At 43.4% G+C, this 15,343-nt stretch carries 16 protein-coding genes; 4 read left to right on the top strand and 12 right to left on the bottom strand.

The genetic code is table 11. The annotated features are described in order from the left end of the window. Positions 1-40: 40 nt before the first annotated feature. On the top strand, positions 41-1,540 hold the full coding sequence (locus AC59GT_RS02740; protein ID WP_497236220.1) for an NAD(P)H-hydrate dehydratase: 1,500 nt from the start codon (positions 41-43) through the stop codon (positions 1,538-1,540). Positions 1,541-1,743: 203 nt separating this feature from the next. Here the strand turns inward: AC59GT_RS02740 and AC59GT_RS02735 are convergent, their stop codons facing one another. From AC59GT_RS02735 to lipA, 3 genes are read right to left on the bottom strand one after another with little or no spacing between them, the layout of a single operon-like run. Further along, complete coding sequence (locus AC59GT_RS02735; protein WP_497236219.1) at positions 1,744-2,604, bottom strand: anti-sigma factor; 861 nt, start codon at positions 2,602-2,604, stop codon at positions 1,744-1,746. Position 2,605: 1 nt separating this feature from the next. After that, positions 2,606-3,157 carry an RNA polymerase sigma factor gene (locus AC59GT_RS02730; protein WP_117384419.1) on the bottom strand — a complete coding sequence of 184 codons (552 nt, stop codon included), beginning with the start codon at positions 3,155-3,157 and terminating at the stop codon, positions 2,606-2,608. Between the two features lie 24 nt (positions 3,158-3,181). Then, the gene (gene lipA / locus AC59GT_RS02725; protein WP_497236218.1) at positions 3,182-4,060 is read right to left on the bottom strand and encodes a lipoyl synthase; all 879 of its coding nucleotides are present in this window, start codon (positions 4,058-4,060) and stop codon (positions 3,182-3,184) included. A gap of 273 nt (positions 4,061-4,333) precedes the next feature. Between lipA and AC59GT_RS02720 the strand changes: the two genes are divergently transcribed. From AC59GT_RS02720 to crtD, 3 genes are all read left to right on the top strand, one after another. Then, positions 4,334-5,254, top strand: a complete 921-nt coding sequence (locus AC59GT_RS02720; RefSeq protein ID WP_497236217.1) for a LysR substrate-binding domain-containing protein — start codon at positions 4,334-4,336, stop codon at positions 5,252-5,254. Positions 5,255-5,315: 61 nt separating this feature from the next. Next, positions 5,316-5,867, top strand: coding sequence for a type 1 glutamine amidotransferase domain-containing protein (locus AC59GT_RS02715; protein ID WP_497236216.1), 552 nt, complete (start codon positions 5,316-5,318; stop codon positions 5,865-5,867). Positions 5,868-5,933: 66 nt separating this feature from the next. Beyond that, complete coding sequence (gene crtD, locus AC59GT_RS02710; RefSeq protein ID WP_497236215.1) at positions 5,934-7,406, top strand: 1-hydroxycarotenoid 3,4-desaturase CrtD; 1,473 nt, start codon at positions 5,934-5,936, stop codon at positions 7,404-7,406. Here the strand turns inward: crtD and hemH are convergent. The 9 genes from hemH to AC59GT_RS02665 all read right to left on the bottom strand — a co-directional run bounded on the left by hemH (position 7,403) and on the right by AC59GT_RS02665 (position 15,290). After that, positions 7,403-8,455, bottom strand: coding sequence for a ferrochelatase (gene hemH, locus AC59GT_RS02705; protein ID WP_497236214.1), 1,053 nt, complete (start codon positions 8,453-8,455; stop codon positions 7,403-7,405). The genes crtD and hemH overlap by 4 nt on opposite strands. An 82-nt stretch (positions 8,456-8,537) precedes the next feature. Continuing rightward, positions 8,538-9,212 carry a fatty acid desaturase gene (locus AC59GT_RS02700; protein ID WP_497236213.1) on the bottom strand — a complete coding sequence of 225 codons (675 nt, stop codon included), beginning with the start codon at positions 9,210-9,212 and terminating at the stop codon, positions 8,538-8,540. A gap of 29 nt (positions 9,213-9,241) precedes the next feature. Next, on the bottom strand, positions 9,242-10,093 hold the full coding sequence (locus AC59GT_RS02695) for a 4-hydroxy-3-methylbut-2-enyl diphosphate reductase (protein WP_497236212.1): 852 nt from the start codon (positions 10,091-10,093) through the stop codon (positions 9,242-9,244). A gap of 91 nt (positions 10,094-10,184) precedes the next feature. Then, a complete protein-coding gene (locus AC59GT_RS02690; RefSeq protein ID WP_497236211.1) occupies positions 10,185-10,847 on the bottom strand; it encodes a carotenoid biosynthesis protein in 663 nt (220 codons plus the stop codon). Next, positions 10,820-11,914, bottom strand: a complete 1,095-nt coding sequence (locus tag AC59GT_RS02685) for a glycosyltransferase family 2 protein (RefSeq protein ID WP_497236210.1) — start codon at positions 11,912-11,914, stop codon at positions 10,820-10,822. Before AC59GT_RS02685 ends, AC59GT_RS02690 begins: the two co-directional genes overlap by 28 nt. Continuing rightward, on the bottom strand, positions 11,915-12,541 hold the full coding sequence (locus tag AC59GT_RS02680) for a 1-acyl-sn-glycerol-3-phosphate acyltransferase (RefSeq protein WP_497236209.1): 627 nt from the start codon (positions 12,539-12,541) through the stop codon (positions 11,915-11,917). Positions 12,542-12,544: 3 nt separating this feature from the next. Beyond that, the gene (locus AC59GT_RS02675) at positions 12,545-13,168 is read right to left on the bottom strand and encodes a 1-acyl-sn-glycerol-3-phosphate acyltransferase (RefSeq protein WP_497236208.1); all 624 of its coding nucleotides are present in this window, start codon (positions 13,166-13,168) and stop codon (positions 12,545-12,547) included. Then, the gene (locus AC59GT_RS02670) at positions 13,165-13,983 is read right to left on the bottom strand and encodes an alpha/beta fold hydrolase (protein ID WP_497236207.1); all 819 of its coding nucleotides are present in this window, start codon (positions 13,981-13,983) and stop codon (positions 13,165-13,167) included. Before AC59GT_RS02670 ends, AC59GT_RS02675 begins: the two co-directional genes overlap by 4 nt. Before the next feature lie 86 nt (positions 13,984-14,069). Further along, positions 14,070-15,290, bottom strand: coding sequence for a 3-deoxy-D-manno-octulosonic acid transferase (locus AC59GT_RS02665; RefSeq protein WP_497236206.1), 1,221 nt, complete (start codon positions 15,288-15,290; stop codon positions 14,070-14,072). Positions 15,291-15,343 lie beyond the last annotated feature (53 nt).

The following is a 15,343-nucleotide window of genomic DNA, read 5'->3' as shown; positions in this document are numbered from 1 at the left end:
AACTTTCAAACAAAAGCTCGGCAGCATATCTTTACAGTATATGTTGCCATTACTTATTGCCGAACAGATCCGCCAGGCGGATGCTTACACCATTGCCAACGAACCCATAAGCTCTCTCGACTTGATGGAGCGTGCGTCCAAAGCTTTCGTAGGCTGGTTCATCAACCATTTTCAGGATAAGCGCAAAAGTATATCGGTGTATTGCGGCACCGGGAACAATGGTGGCGACGGATTAGCTATCGCTCGCCTGCTGAACGATCATGGCTACAATCTTATTAACGTTAAGATAACCAGGTTTTCGGCAAAAGCGAGTGAGGATTTTGAAGCAAACCTGCAAAGGCTGGGAGGTATAAAGCGTCTTGAAATTGGAAGTGGGGCTTTATTACCGCCCGAAAACAGCGACATAATTATAGATGCTATGCTGGGCAGCGGCTTAAACAAGCCGCTTGGGGGTGATTACAGAAAAGTTGTCAATTACCTTAATGGTTTGCAAAAAACCGTTGTTGCGGTTGATGTGCCAACCGGCTTTTTTACTGACGGCGAGATACCTGACGGTGCAGCGGTATTAAGGGCCGACCTCACCATCACCTTTGAACAACCAAAGATCAACTTTCTGCTTCCTGAATCCGCGCCATACATTAACTGTTTGGAAGTGGTAAAAATTGGGTTGGACAAATTGTTTGTAAACTCGCTGGCTACACCGTATTACTATATAGAAGAAAGCGATGCTAAAGTGATTATAGCCGAAAGGCATCGTTTTAGCAATAAAGGCACTTACGGGCATGGGCTAATTATAGCCGGCGCCGATGAAACTATGGGTGCTGCGCTGCTGTCATCATCAGCCTGCGCGCATGCCGGTGCCGGCTTAACTACCGCCTGCATCCCACAAAGCGGATTAACTGCGCTCAACAGCTACCTCCCGGAGTTGATGGCTATTGTCCGGAAGGATGATAACTTGCCGGAAATTAACCTGGAAAAGTATAGCGCAATTGGTATTGGCCCTGGATTAAGTAAGAATTTCGCATCGCTCAACTTGCTGAAACACGTTATGTCTAATTCTAATAAGCCAATATTGATTGATGCGGACGGGCTAAACTTGTTAAGCGAGAATAAAGAGTTGCTTAAACAGCTCCCGCCGGCCAGCATCCTTACGCCACATATGAAAGAATTTGACAGGCTTTTTGGCGAGCACAACAGTTGGTGGCAGCGCCTGCAAACTGCTAAAGCTAAAGCAGCTGAGCTTAATATTAATATAGTACTGAAGAATGATTACACCATAACGGTGTCGCCGGAAGGAAGATTATACTTTAACTCCACCGGGAACGCTGCCATGGCAACCGGCGGAATGGGAGACGTGTTAACAGGGATCATCACCTCACTTTTGGCACAAAAGTACGCGCCTACCCAAGCCTGTATTCTTGGCGTTTACCTGCACGGTAAAGCGGGAGACGAACTAGCTTTACCAAACCGGATGAATGTAGTTTTGCCTGGTAATGTGATAACTCAATTGCCTGCTACTATGGCTAAAATACTGGCATAAAAAAAACGGGTGCAAGTATCATACATCCGTTTTCCAAAACTATTAACTGATCTTATAAAGAACTAAATACTTCAAACTAGTATATATATGACGAGCGAAATATATAATAGTTACTAAACACAGCAATTTATTTTTGGTTTTTTGTGTAATAAAAATCCCCGGGAGTTTTGCTCACGGGGATAGTTCTTAATATTTTATATAAGCTAGTTTGTAGCACCTGCAACTACCATTTCTGTAATAGTTGGATTTACGCTTCCGCCCATTGGTTCAACAGTTACGGCAAACATTTCAGCAGCAGCAATCGCCTTCATTTCTTTAACCATTGAAGAATCCAACTTGCCTGCAGCGTCAAAAACACCAAGATCTATTGGTTTGCCACCCGCAATAGCCCAAAGCTGATACTGGTGTTTAGGATCATGAGCCGGCAACTTCATGCTCTTCATGTCGAGCATAATCTTTTTGTTAGACGTGTTCCAAGCCAGGGTCAAAGCTGCATCAGGAGACTTTGGCGTGCCTTTTAACCTTAACACTTTGTAAACCGGATCGCGGTAAACACCAAGTTCCCTATCCATCAAGTTAACTTGGTTGGCAATTTTCTCCCGCTCGGCGGTCATGGCAGTAAGTTGCGCATCGCGCTCCTGTAGCCGGTTATACAAATTTACAATGCCGTATATACTAACCAGCAGTAGTACCAGGCATGCAGCAAAAGCATATTTATAAAAATCACCCGTTCGCACATGCATCTCAACTACTTTCGCCCCGGTGTGTTCATCCTTTTCGGTTATATCTATTTCGGTGTGTTTGCGAGACTTGGTAAATATACGGTCATCTCCAAGATTGGTAAGCAGGCCGTTCAATATTTTTTCCCGCAAAGGTTCTGCAGGTTCAATAGCGTTGGCTTCTGCATAAAATTCCATCGAACGCTCTATATCTTCAATCTCCGCCTTAACATCAGCATGCTGGGCGGCCATTGCCTCCACTTGAAGCTTTTCTTCGGGGCTTAAATCGCCCAGAACATAAAGCTCCAAAATCCCTGACTCGATATACTCCCTGATGTTTTCCACTTTAATTGAAATGTTTTCTGAGTTGCTGTATCGCCATTCTTAACCGTGTTTTAATGGTACCCAGCGGCACGCCAAGTTCGTCGGCTGCTTCCACGTGGGTATAACCTTTAAAATACACCAGGTCAAGTATGGATTTTTGTTCGGGTTTTAAGGTAGATACCAAATCTCTGATTCCCAGCAACTCAGGCTTGTAAACCGTGTTTCTTTGTTCGTCTATAAAAGTTACGTTATTTTCAAGCTCCTGGTTTTTGTTCTGATTTTTATAGTCTTTTGATCGCACCTTGTCTATAGACAAATTTCGGGCGATATTGACCATCCAGGTAAACAGGCGGCCTTTTTCGGCACTATAGCCAGAAAAAGAATTCCAGATCTTAACAAATGTTTCCTGCAAAACGTCTTCAGCAACGGCGGTATCAGTGATGATGCGGGAGATAACACCAAACAACGAAGCCGAATACATATCGTATAATGCTTCTATTGCTACTTTCTCGCGATTACGAAGGGCACTTACCAGCTCTTCCTCTGACAGTGATATTTTTCTCTTCTTGCTCAACTCGGTGAAGATAGAAAGGAATAATTACATTTCAAAAAGGTGCTTCTCAGCATGGTAAGACGAACGCACAAGCGGTCCGCTTTCTACATACCTGAAACCTTTTTTTAATCCCCACTCCTTGTAAGCAGCAAACTGATCAGGGTGTATCCAATCTATAACCGGGTGATGGTTGCGCGTTGGCTGCAGGTATTGGCCAAGCGTTAAGATGTGTACTCCTGCCTGCAATAGGTCGTCCATTGCCTCAAGCACATCCTCTTCCTTTTCGCCCAAGCCAAGCATAATGCCCGATTTCGTGCGTAGGCCGCTGTCAGCTATTCGCCTAAGGGCTTCCAGGCTACGGTCGTATTTTGCCTGGATACGTACCTCGCGGGTTAAGCGGCGCACAGTTTCCAGGTTATGAGAAACTACTTCTGGCCGCACCGCTATTACACGATCAAGATTGTCCCATATGCCACGGAAATCGGGCAGCAGGGTTTCTAATGTCGTTTCCGGGCTCTCGCGGCGGATAGCGTTTATAGTTTCTGCCCAAATGGTAGATCCGCCGTCCTTTAAATCATCACGGTCAACAGAAGTGATCACGCAATGCTTTACCTGCATTAGCTTAACAGAGTTAGCTACACGGTTTGGCTCGTCGAGGTCGACTGCCAGCGGCCTGCCTGTAGCTACCGCGCAAAAAGAACAGCTACGGGTACATATGTTACCCAATATCATGAAAGTTGCCGTACCGGCACCCCAGCATTCGCCCATATTGGGGCAATTACCGCTTTCGCAAATGGTGTGCAATTTGTGGGTGTCCACCAAACCGCGAACATGTGCATACTCCTTCCCTACAGGGAGCCTTACTCTTAACCAGTCCGGCTTACGCTGTGGTTGGGTGGCAGGCACTACAGGCAATTCTATCATGTTACAAAAGTAAGTAAAAAGCCACTAAACAACTAAAGCACCGGCACAAGTTTTACACATGGTTGATGAACGAAAATGCTTTCCAACAGCGTCACCAATTAAATTACCGCCTTCGATTTCAACACTGGTATCCCGCATCTAAAAAATGTGGTTTTTGCAGATTCTTGCTCGTGAAAGCACCTATTTACGGTCTCGTTGATGCTATTTTTAAGGGCCGACCATCTCACGTCATAACTTTTAATTATATCGTATATTTGAGCAAATGCTCCCGAGATGATATCTTTTTCGCACCGCGTGTTTATGGAAGTTGCCGCCAACCTGAGTTTTTCCAAGGCAGCTCAGGTGCTGTTTGTAACCCAGCCCGCCATTAGCAAACATATAAAAGCTATGGAGGACCAATACAAAGTGGCCCTTTTTGAACGCAAGGGGAACAGCATTTTACTTACTAACGCAGGCATTAAACTAAACGAATACTTGCAGCAAGCAACCGATATAGAGCGCAAAATAGAATATGAGCTATCCATACTAAGCAATGCCGGGAGCGCTGCAGGACACCTACGTTTAGGGGCCAGTACTACCATTGCATTATATATATTACCGTATATTCTGTCAGGTTTCCAGCGGGAATATGCTAACGTGGGTGTACAATTGGTTAACCGCAATTCTGAGTATATCCTAAACGCACTGCTTAACCACGAGGTGGATCTGGGTATTATTGAAGCAGATAGCAAGTTAACCACCGTAACTTACAAGCATTTCATGAGTGACGAGGTGATACCTGTTTGCTCTGCAAAAAGCCCCTTGGCAGGTAAGTCATTAACATTAAAGCAGTTTGTAAAAACGCCGCTGGCGTTGCGGGAACGCGGTTCAGGGACGTTAACAGCTTTACTAAAATCCCTATCAACACTAAATATCAAACCAAGTGATTTATCGGTAAAAATCCGCCTGGGCGGTACCGAGGCACTAAAAAACTTTTTACTTGCAGACCAATGTCTTGGTTTTATGCCTCGGCCATCAATCATCAGGCAACTGGCTGAAGGTGAGTTGGTAGAGGTTCCCGTAGAGGGGCTTAAAATCACAAGGGACTTCTATTTCATTCGCAGGAAAGGCACTGAAGACTATGGTTTAACGGGCAATTTCATCAATTATGCAATTGCTCACGTTGCAGATAAGCAACTCGTGTCACAATCCTGATTTTCTTAAAACCTTCTGTTTATAAAGCTGTAGTTAATGTAAACAATTTAAAACTACTACTATGGCTAAGTTAGATAACAGGAGAGTAGCAATACTTACCGAAGAAGGATTTGAGCAAGTGGAACTTACCAGTCCTAAACAGGCTTTGGAAGAAGCAGGTGCAACTGTACACATAATATCACCCAAAAACGGAAAAATAAAAGCCTGGAACAAGACCGATTGGGGCATTGAGATAGATGTTGACAAAGAACTAAGCGCCGTTAGCCCTGATGATTACGATGCGCTGGTACTGCCCGGAGGTGTTCTCAATCCTGATAAGTTGCGCCAGAATAAAGATGCAGTAGCCTTTGTTTCGGCATTCCTTGATGAGGGTAAACCAGTTGCAGCAATATGCCACGGACCACAAACCTTAATAGAAACAGGTATGTTAAAAGGCAGAACACTTACCTCCTACCCGTCTTTACAAACCGACCTGGTAAACGCAGGCGTAAATTGGGTTGATGAAGAGGTTGTGGTTGACAACGGCTTGGTAACTAGCAGAACCCCTGCCGATCTGGAAGCATTTAACAGGAAAACAATTGAGGAAATAGGCGAAGGCGTCCATGAAGGATAGTTTGTCCTCTTACTAAACATTATTTAAAAAGCAGGAAACATCGTCCTGCTTTTTATCTTTACGCCCATGCCTAATCAAAAAGCCGCTGTAATTGGTGCCGGTATAGCTGGAATAGCTGCAGCAATCCGTTTAGCTGTTAAAGGTTATAAAGTGGATGTTTTTGAGGCAAATAGTTACCCGGGTGGTAAGCTCGCCGAGATGGTAATTGAAGGTTACCGTTTTGATGCAGGTCCAAGTTTGTTCACCATGCCGCAATACGTTGACGAGCTTTTTGAATTAGCCGGAAAAAACCCGCGTGACTACTTTAACTATCAAAAGCTGGAAGTGGTTTGCAAGTACTTTTATCCTGACGGTACCCGGATATGTGCATACGACGATACAGAGAGATTTGCCCGGGAAATAACTAATGCCACAGGAGAGCCAACTTCTACTATCATTAATTACCTGGCCAACAGTGCAGATATTTATAATATAACCAACCATGTCTTCCTGGAGCAATCACTTCATCAATTAAAAACGTACCTGCAATGGGGCACGTTTAAATCTGTGTTAAAGCTGCCGCAAATTGATGCTTTACGCAGCATGCACAATGCTAACAGGAAGTTTTTCAAGGATAAAAGGTTAATACAGTTCTTTGACAGATACGCTACTTACAATGGCTCCAATCCGTATCAGGCGCCAGCAACACTGAATGTAATTCCTCACCTCGAGCACCATTATGGCGCGTGGTTTCCTAACGGCGGGATGTACAGCATTACCTCGTCATTGGTACAGTTGGCAAAAGATTTAGGTGTCACCTTTACGTTTAACAACCGGGTAGATGAGATAGTCCTTATCAATAATCAAGCAAAAGGTGTACGCGTTAATGGACAAGACGTATTTAGCGACGTTGTGGTATCCAACATGGATGTATGGTTTACCTACAAGAAACTATTGAGCAAACACGTTAATTTGCATCCCACCGGAACGCTGGAGCAGCAACGAAGCAGTTCTGCACTTATCTTTTACTGGGGTATTAAAAGAACTTTTTCTGAGCTTGACTTGCACAACATCTTTTTTAGCAGCGACAATGGCGCTGAATTTGAACACGTTTGGAAACAAGGCACTGTTTATCATGACCCAACGGTGTATATTAATATAAGCTCTAAGTACAAATCAGACGATGCACCAGAAGGTTGTGAGAATTGGTTTGTGATGATAAATGTACCATCAAACGATGGACAAAATTGGGAGCAGATAATTAAAGAAGCAAGAGCCAATATCCAAAGTAAATTATCTAAAATACTTGGGGTAGACATTAGTAAGCTTATCGCCTGTGAAAATATATTAGATCCAATCAGTATAGAATCTAAAACATCTTCTTATAAAGGTTCTATCTACGGCACAAGTTCCAACAGCAAACTTGCGGCATTCCTCCGCCATTCAAACAAATCGACAAAGGTAAAGGGACTTTACTTTTGTGGCGGCAGCGTACACCCGGGCGGGGGTATACCATTGTGCCTTTTATCGGCTAAAATTACCAGTGAATTGGTAACTTAAACCAGCTGTGGTGTTTTGGCAACCGTATTTACTTCCTTTTTAACCATTCTCTCCAAAGCGTCTATCCACTTTGGCGAATCATTAAGGCTTTCGACCAACTGCACATGCTCACCGCCAAGTGCCTTAAATTCCTCTCCGTATTCTGTTGTTACCTCATAAACAGTTTCGAGACAATCGGCAACAAACGCGGGACAGAAAACCAGCAGCCGCTTTTTCCCTTCTTTAGCCAGCTTTTCTATAATCTCGCTGGTGTAAGGTTGAGCCCATGGATCGCTACCTAGGCGCGATTGAAAACAAACGGTATATCTCTCCCGCTGTAAATTCATCTTAGCTGCTATCAACCTAGCGGTATCATGCGACTGAGCCGAATAACAAAGCTTATTTGTATCGTTCAGCGTATTGCAGCAGCCGTCAACTTTTAAGCAGTAGTTGCCGGTATGATCACACTTTTTAAGCTGGCGCTGTGGTAATCCGTGAAAACTAAACAGTATATGATCGTAGGTATCAGGCTGATACTTTGCAGCATTGTCTGCAAAGGTTTCAATCATAAGATTATCGTCATGAAACGAATTTAAAAAGCTGATGTTAGGAATAGTTTGCCATTCCTTAACAATGCTCATCACCTTTTCCTGTACCGATCCCGTACTTGCAGACGCATATTGTGGGAACAAAGGGATAACCTGAATATCACTTATCAAAGCTTCTTTCAACCGCTTCAGGGCCGAATCTATTGATGGGCTTTGGTACCGCATTGCGAGTTCCACCATATACCCGTCACCAAGTCGCTGCTGCAACAATTGTTGTTGAAGTATGCTATAATGCAACAGCGGTGAACCTGTTTTTTCATCCCATATGGCCCGATAAAGCTTTGCAGACTTAGGTGCCCTAAACGGAACAATAATGGTTTTTACTAAAAAGGTGCGTAGCACAGGGTTTACATCAATGACCCTCGGATCCATTAAAAATTCATCAAGGTATTTGCGAACATCTGCGGTTGATGGGCTATCCGGTGTACCCAGATTAACCAGTAAGATTCCCTTTTTAGCCATAATTGAACTGCAAAAATAATAAAATTTCAGCCCTAAGTTCTTGAATGATCAACAACTTACAAAAAGATGATAGGCTGTAAACTTAGTTTTTAACCTTCCACAACTTCCACCAGGGCACCCATGGTGCATCATGATGTTCGTAGTGATACCCAAAAAAGTAACAAGTGACAAAAGCAATGATATGGTTTCGCTTTTGGCTTCGCGACTGATGCTTGTTGTCATGCTCTCCTTTATGAGGCAGGTAAGTGCCAAAGTAGAACAACTGCAAAGTGCTTAGCAGTGATGGCATCACCCAAAAAAGGATGAGATTAGCTTGAGGGATCCAAATCTTTAAAACATTGAATACAACTGCCATTACAACAATCTGCCACCATGCCAAGTAATTGCGTATAAACCGCACGTACCAGCTAAAGAAATTTCCATTATGGTAATCCGGGTCTTCATCAGAATGAACATGGTTGTGATGCTGATGATGCTTTGTATAAAGCTTAGGGTACCAGAAAGATGCGTAAAACAATGTACAAATTTGCCCTACCACATTGTTCACCATTTTATTCGGAGCTATCGTGCCATGCATAGCATCGTGCGCGGTGATGAACAAACCGGTATACAGATGCATTTGCACAATAATAAATAAATATAAAAGAGGTTTGCTAAAGTTTACCGGCGATTGCATTAGCAAAACGGTAGACGTGATCCAGCTGCCAATAACCACAATGGCAACTACTAGACCGGTATAAGAAGGTTTGTTTTTCAATTGAGATGTATACAGCAAAAAGCGTGCTGTTAAAACGACTCCAGTTTGGCTTTCACTTGTTGCATAAGCCACATAGGAGTTGATGTAGCCCCTGCTATACCTACTTTATCATTTTCAGAGAACATACCCGGGTCTAATTCGTCCAGGCTTGATACAAAATAAGTATCCGGATTATGCTTTCGGCAAACTTCAAAAAGCACCTTCCCGTTAGATGATTTCTTACCGGATACAAATACCACCTTGTTGAACTTAGCTGCAAATGCAGGTAGATCCTTGTCGCGATTACTTACCTGGCGGCAAATTGTATCATTAGCCTTTACTTCGTAACCGCGGGCCAGTAACTCATCTTTCACACTATAAAACTTCTCCATGCTCTTGGTAGTTTGACTATAAAGCGTGAAGCTAGACGGAAGGTCGGCATTATCCAACTCGGCGATGTCTTGAAAAACTAACGCTTCTCCGTTTGTTTGACCTTGTAAGCCAACTACTTCTGCATGCCCGTGTTTACCAAATATTAATATTTGTTCTTTATTATCGTAGGAGGTTTTTATCCGGTTTTGCAGTTTAAGTACAACCGGACAAGATGCATCAATGAGTGTAATATTATGCTCCAGCGCCAAACGGTACGTTTCTGGGGCTTCGCCGTGTGCCCGGATAAGCACTTTCTCGTTGTATAGATTCGCAAGATCAGCATGATCTATTATGCGCAAGCCAAGCGCCTTTAAACGGCTAACTTCCTCATCATTATGCACGATGTCGCCCAGGCAATACAAATAGCCATCTTCGGCGAGTATCTCCTCCGCCATATCAATAGCGTAAACTACTCCAAAGCAAAAGCCAGAGTCCTGATCTATAGTTACCTGTAAGTTTAACTCGCTCATTGTTTACAAAAATACGCATTAAGTGTTAAAGAGCATCTATCAATAAAAAGGATGAAACTTTGCCGACAAACCGGAGCTAATTATGCCCAAATCACCGTTGGACACTGATAATCAGTAGCAAAATACCGAAAAATACAAATTGAGTCAACAACAGAACTGGTGCAGCAATGCTTTGTTTTTTAAACCTGAACAGCTCAAACACAGATAACATTACAGCACTTACCAAAAACCAGCAGACGTAATTTTTCACTGGAATTGAACCTGTTGTCCAATGCCAGTAGTCAAACTTTATAGCTACGGGCTCTATTAATACATCCAGCAATACCAGTATGAGGCCTCCAATAATTATCCTTAATAGCCCACTTTTAAGCCTGCTTCGCTGTAGGGTAACCCCTGTAGCATATACCAACAGGAACCAATTTACCCCTATCATCAATGGTATATCAAGCACCTTGGTGCCTAGTGTTGCTCCATAGCCATAATCACCAAAGAGCCAGTGCTTGTGAACGCCGATCCACTCAACCAATACTCCAGCGGTAAAAACACAAGCAAAAAACGTCAAAAACCACACATTTATGGTACTGTGGTTCAGCGTGATGATCAGCAACATAAGCAACAGGTGCAAAACTACAACTTGCGTAAAAAGGGGCCGTGTTGAGGGTACCGCAAAACCAACCAGACCAACAAAATGGAACAGTATTATTACAGCCACGGCAACGCGGGAACTCAGGATGGTATTTTCCGGCCTTTCCATGTGGTGGATTTAGTGAAATACTTTTGTACAGATGTAACACCGATATGCAGCAGCGCTAACATCTGTAAAGGATGCAGCCATATGTTGCGGAAGGCGTTCTGGCCTGAGGCCAGCGAAATCATTACACGGCTCATAACAACCAGGGTGAGCATGATAGATACTAGGTTTGGATTTCGGGTAGCAAGGATAACAGCCGGGCCGCCAATGATCATGAGCAGATAAAATGCAAAGCCAACTATATTGTAATTGAATGCAGCCAGGAAGTTTTTGCTGAAGCCGTTGATAGCTTCGTTGTAGCTTTTATACATTCGGCAGCTTATCATACCGTTTGCCAGTAACGCCTCGCCATTTAGCTTTGCTGATTTCACCAGCTTCATTATTTCCACGTCCTCTACTATCTTGTCCTTAACTAATTGATGCCATTGATATTCTTTATAGGTTTCAGCGTCAAACAGCATAAACTGACCGCTAGCAGCTGATACAGAAGCACTCCTTACAAGGAACACCAGTCTTAACGGTAGCAGGTTAAGCAGAATAAAATGCATCAACGGCACTACAATCTTCTCGCCGGTAGTTTGCATCTCCTGGTTGGTAAAAAGGCTTAAAAGGGTAAGTCCCCGAAGGTGCATACGATGTACGGCGCTGTTAAGCAATCCTTTGTACACCTTTTCATCAGCATCTAAAAATAAATAGTATTTACCTTTCGCATGTTGGGCCAACTGGTAGCAGGCATAATTTTTACCCAACCAACCTGCAGGCAGTGGATTACCCCTTATCACACGGAACTGGCGGTGTTTAGCGCAAAACGCTTCACATAGCTCATAAGTTTTGTCGGTCGAGTTGTCGTCTAATACCAGTACTTCATAATAGCTGTAATCTTGCTCAACAATTGACTGCAGTAATGCGATAATGTCTTCTTCCTCGTTGCGTGCGGGGATCAGGATAGACACCTTTTCCGTATAGTGTTTGCCAATACGCGGCAGCTTAGGGTTAGAAACATAATTGAACAAGGTAACCGTAAACCTCAGTATCAAAAAAATAAATACAATGAGCAGTACTATGATCACTTATATCTCTATTTTGGTTTGCTGCTCACGACCAGCCTTATACAGCTCCTGGTAATCGCTTTGCAATTTGGTTATATCAAGTCCGGCATATTCCCTAACCGGCGCTTCTAAATAAACGTTCACATTTGGCTTTTTGTGCCTGAAGTACTGAATAAAAGTTGCCGCAAATATCACCTGGCATTTCTCTCCCGCCTTGTCTATCAGCCTCATTACGCCTTTCTCGAATTTGACTTCTTCTACAAAGTTTGAGTACAGCTTTCCCTGCGGGAACATCAGCACCAAATTATTTGCATCTTTCAGTAATTCTGCGGCATAATTTAGCGAAGCAATTACATCTTTGGAGGTTTTGTTTACTGTAAATGCCCCGCCGTACCGCAGCATACTACTTTTCCGGGCTGTCTCCTCCAGTATCATGACGTGAAACTTCTTCTTGAAAAGTTTCTCATTCAGGTAAAATAAAATAAGACCATCCCAAAAGCTGAAGTGGTTACCTATCAATAGCACCGACCTTTTCGGATCTACGAGAACACTGTTATAGGTAACTTCATGAAATTCGTTCTTCACCAACCTGTTTACATAGGTCCGGAAGATCCATTTCATGAACGGGTTACTTTTTGGGTAGAGCATGCGTTAATGTGCTACATTTACCTGTGCTGCCAACGCCTCGCGGTGAAAGCTGTTTACTTTTTTGGTCAGCTCATCAAAGCTCACTTCCCCGGCAACGCCGCAATCAAATAAATGAAAGTAAACAGATGGCTTTAAGCTCTCAAAGTAATCTACAAGCGCGCAATTGTAAACTATCTGGCAAGGGCCTTTAATGTTTTTGATCAGCCGCTCTATTCCCTTCTCTACTTTTATCTCGGTAGTATGGTTAGATATCAGTTCACCTTGAGGGAACACCACTACAAGGTTTTCAGTATTGTTTAGTAATCCGGCGGCGTATTGCAACGATTTAATCATCTCACGCGAGCTGCGGTTGATGGAAAAGCCACCAAAAAGATTGAACAACATCCGCTTTTGCAAGTGGTCCTCCTGCATCATAATGTACAACTTGCGTTTCAAGTGCCAATAGGCAAGATAGTTGCCCCATAGCCCGTCCCACCAGCTAAAATGGTTGCAAAGCAGCAAAACAGAGTGGCCCTCTTTTGGTGTAAAAGGCATTACTTCCAGCCGGTTAAATGCTTTACGCATTCTGTAACGCATGTAGTACGCGAACCAGTTGCTAAAAAGTGTTACGCGGCGGGCAGGTATCATCGTGGTAAATTTACTAAATACTCGTCCAATTCTTTCACTACCAACCAGTGCCCGAGCGCGACCTCGTGTACATTGGCCGTGGGTACGCTTTCAATAAAGGCAGTCGCTGCCGATTTAGGAAATAAGTTATCATCCTTTCCAAAAATCAGTTGGCAGTTGATATTATGCCTGCCAATTAGTTCAGCTACTTTCCTGGCATTTGGTTTTAGTAAGCGGATGAGGTTGAGTGTATAATAAACATCCTGCCGTTTTTGCTCGGTATCAATCTCGTTATACGCAATGTTATATAAACTTTGGTCAATAAATCCGGCCCGCTTCAACGCCTTAATTACCGAAGGTGCCAGCCACTTGCTTTTAGTAACAGTTCTAAAGAAGTACCGCCCGTGACGTTTGTGCAATAATATTTCAAACCCTTTGTAAACTGATAGGCCATCGGGTGCCATCAGAATAACATCGTCGATCATATCGCCATATTCTTCAATTAAAACGAGTACGATATTAGCACCTATGGAGTACCCCATAAGCGAAAAGCGCTGCTTGCCGTACTTAGCAAACCATTCTTCTACATAGCCCCTCACCATTTCGCGCGGCATGCCTGCGAGTATCTGTTGCTCTGTCCAGCCGGCTAGTTTGCTTTCTCCGTGAAAAAAATGATCGAAACCATAAACGTGGTACTTCTGCAAAATGGATCGTTCTAATACGTGAAACTGTTTGCCGGTCATCCCATACCCATGAAAAGCAAGCATAGGCTTACTGCCCTTGCCATATTCATGATAGTGCGCCTTGCCCAAACCCGGGAGATCCAAAAAACCCATAGCCGGCAATATTAATAAAAATTGAACTGATTTGTTTTGAGAGGGCGACTAATTACAACTTCGCTCCCTTGCCAATAATTAGCAAACTATAGCTTGTGCTTAGTGGTAATGTACTTTATAATGGCTTCGGTTGCGCCAACATTATCGCCCACATACTTTTTCGCTATAGCCGCAGCTGCTGCGCTTAACTGTTGGTCATCCATCAGTTGCCTTGCAGTATTAAGCAGTTCTTCCTCATTATTAACAACAAAGCCGGCATTAAGCGCTACTAAGTCGCGGGCTTCTTTAAACTTCTCGAAGTTAGGTCCAAATAATACAGGCATTCCAAACGAAGCTGCCTCAAGTGTATTATGTATACCCGCGCCAAACCCGCCTCCAATATAAGCTATCTCGGCGTATTGGTATAAGGCAGACAGCATACCAATGTTATCTATAATAAGTGTGTTTGCAGGCGTTTCCCTGCCGGTCAGTTGCGAATATCTGACGGTACTATCTACAGGTAGCAAGCCCATCAACCCGTTGATCTTCTCTTCTGATATTTCATGAGGGGCAATAATGAATTTCGACCCGGGGTGAGCTTTAATCAATACTGCCAGCAGCTGCTCGTCAGCAGGCCAGGTGCTGCCTGCTATAAACAGTTTACTATTGCCTTTAAAAGCAGCGATCTCCGGCAGTTCCTTTGGCTGTAAAGCATTTGCCCATACCCTATCAAATCTGGTGTCGCCACTAATGGTTACGTTAGTAACTCTGGCATTGTGCAGTAGATGTTTAGAGGCGATGTCCTGAACAAAAAACCAGGTAACTATTTTTAACATCCGCCTGTGTAAACTGCCATACCATCTAAAAAACACCTGCCCTGGCCTGAAAATACCAGATATCACATAAAGAGGCACGTGCGCTTTATGCAATTGATAAAAATAGTGGTACCAGTACTCGTATTTGGTGAATATTGCCATCTGCGGTTTAATGGCAGTTATAAATCTGGCGGCATTTTCCGCAGTATCTAAAGGCAAATAATATACCGCATCAGCCAGCGGTGTATTTTTCCTGATCTCATATCCCGAAGGAGAAAAAAAAGTAACCACCAACGGTTTGCCCGGATACATCTCGCGCATTCTTTCAAGTACCGGTCTTCCCTGTTCGAACTCTCCTAATGAGGCAAAATGAAACCAGATGCTGGATGGTAGAGGTTGTACAATTTGTCCTCTGCGCCCGTTTATCCACAAAGCTGCTTTTTTATTAAACAAGGCGGCAATACTTATCAGCAGGTAATATATCCGTATGCCAATGTTATATATAAACAGCATTTTATAAATTGTAATTATTATCTTCGTGCGAAAGCAAAAATAGTATATTGACA

The sequence above is a fragment of the Mucilaginibacter sp. 320_HR genome, from assembly GCF_059691875.1.
This window is presented reverse-complemented; position numbering and strand designations above follow the sequence as displayed.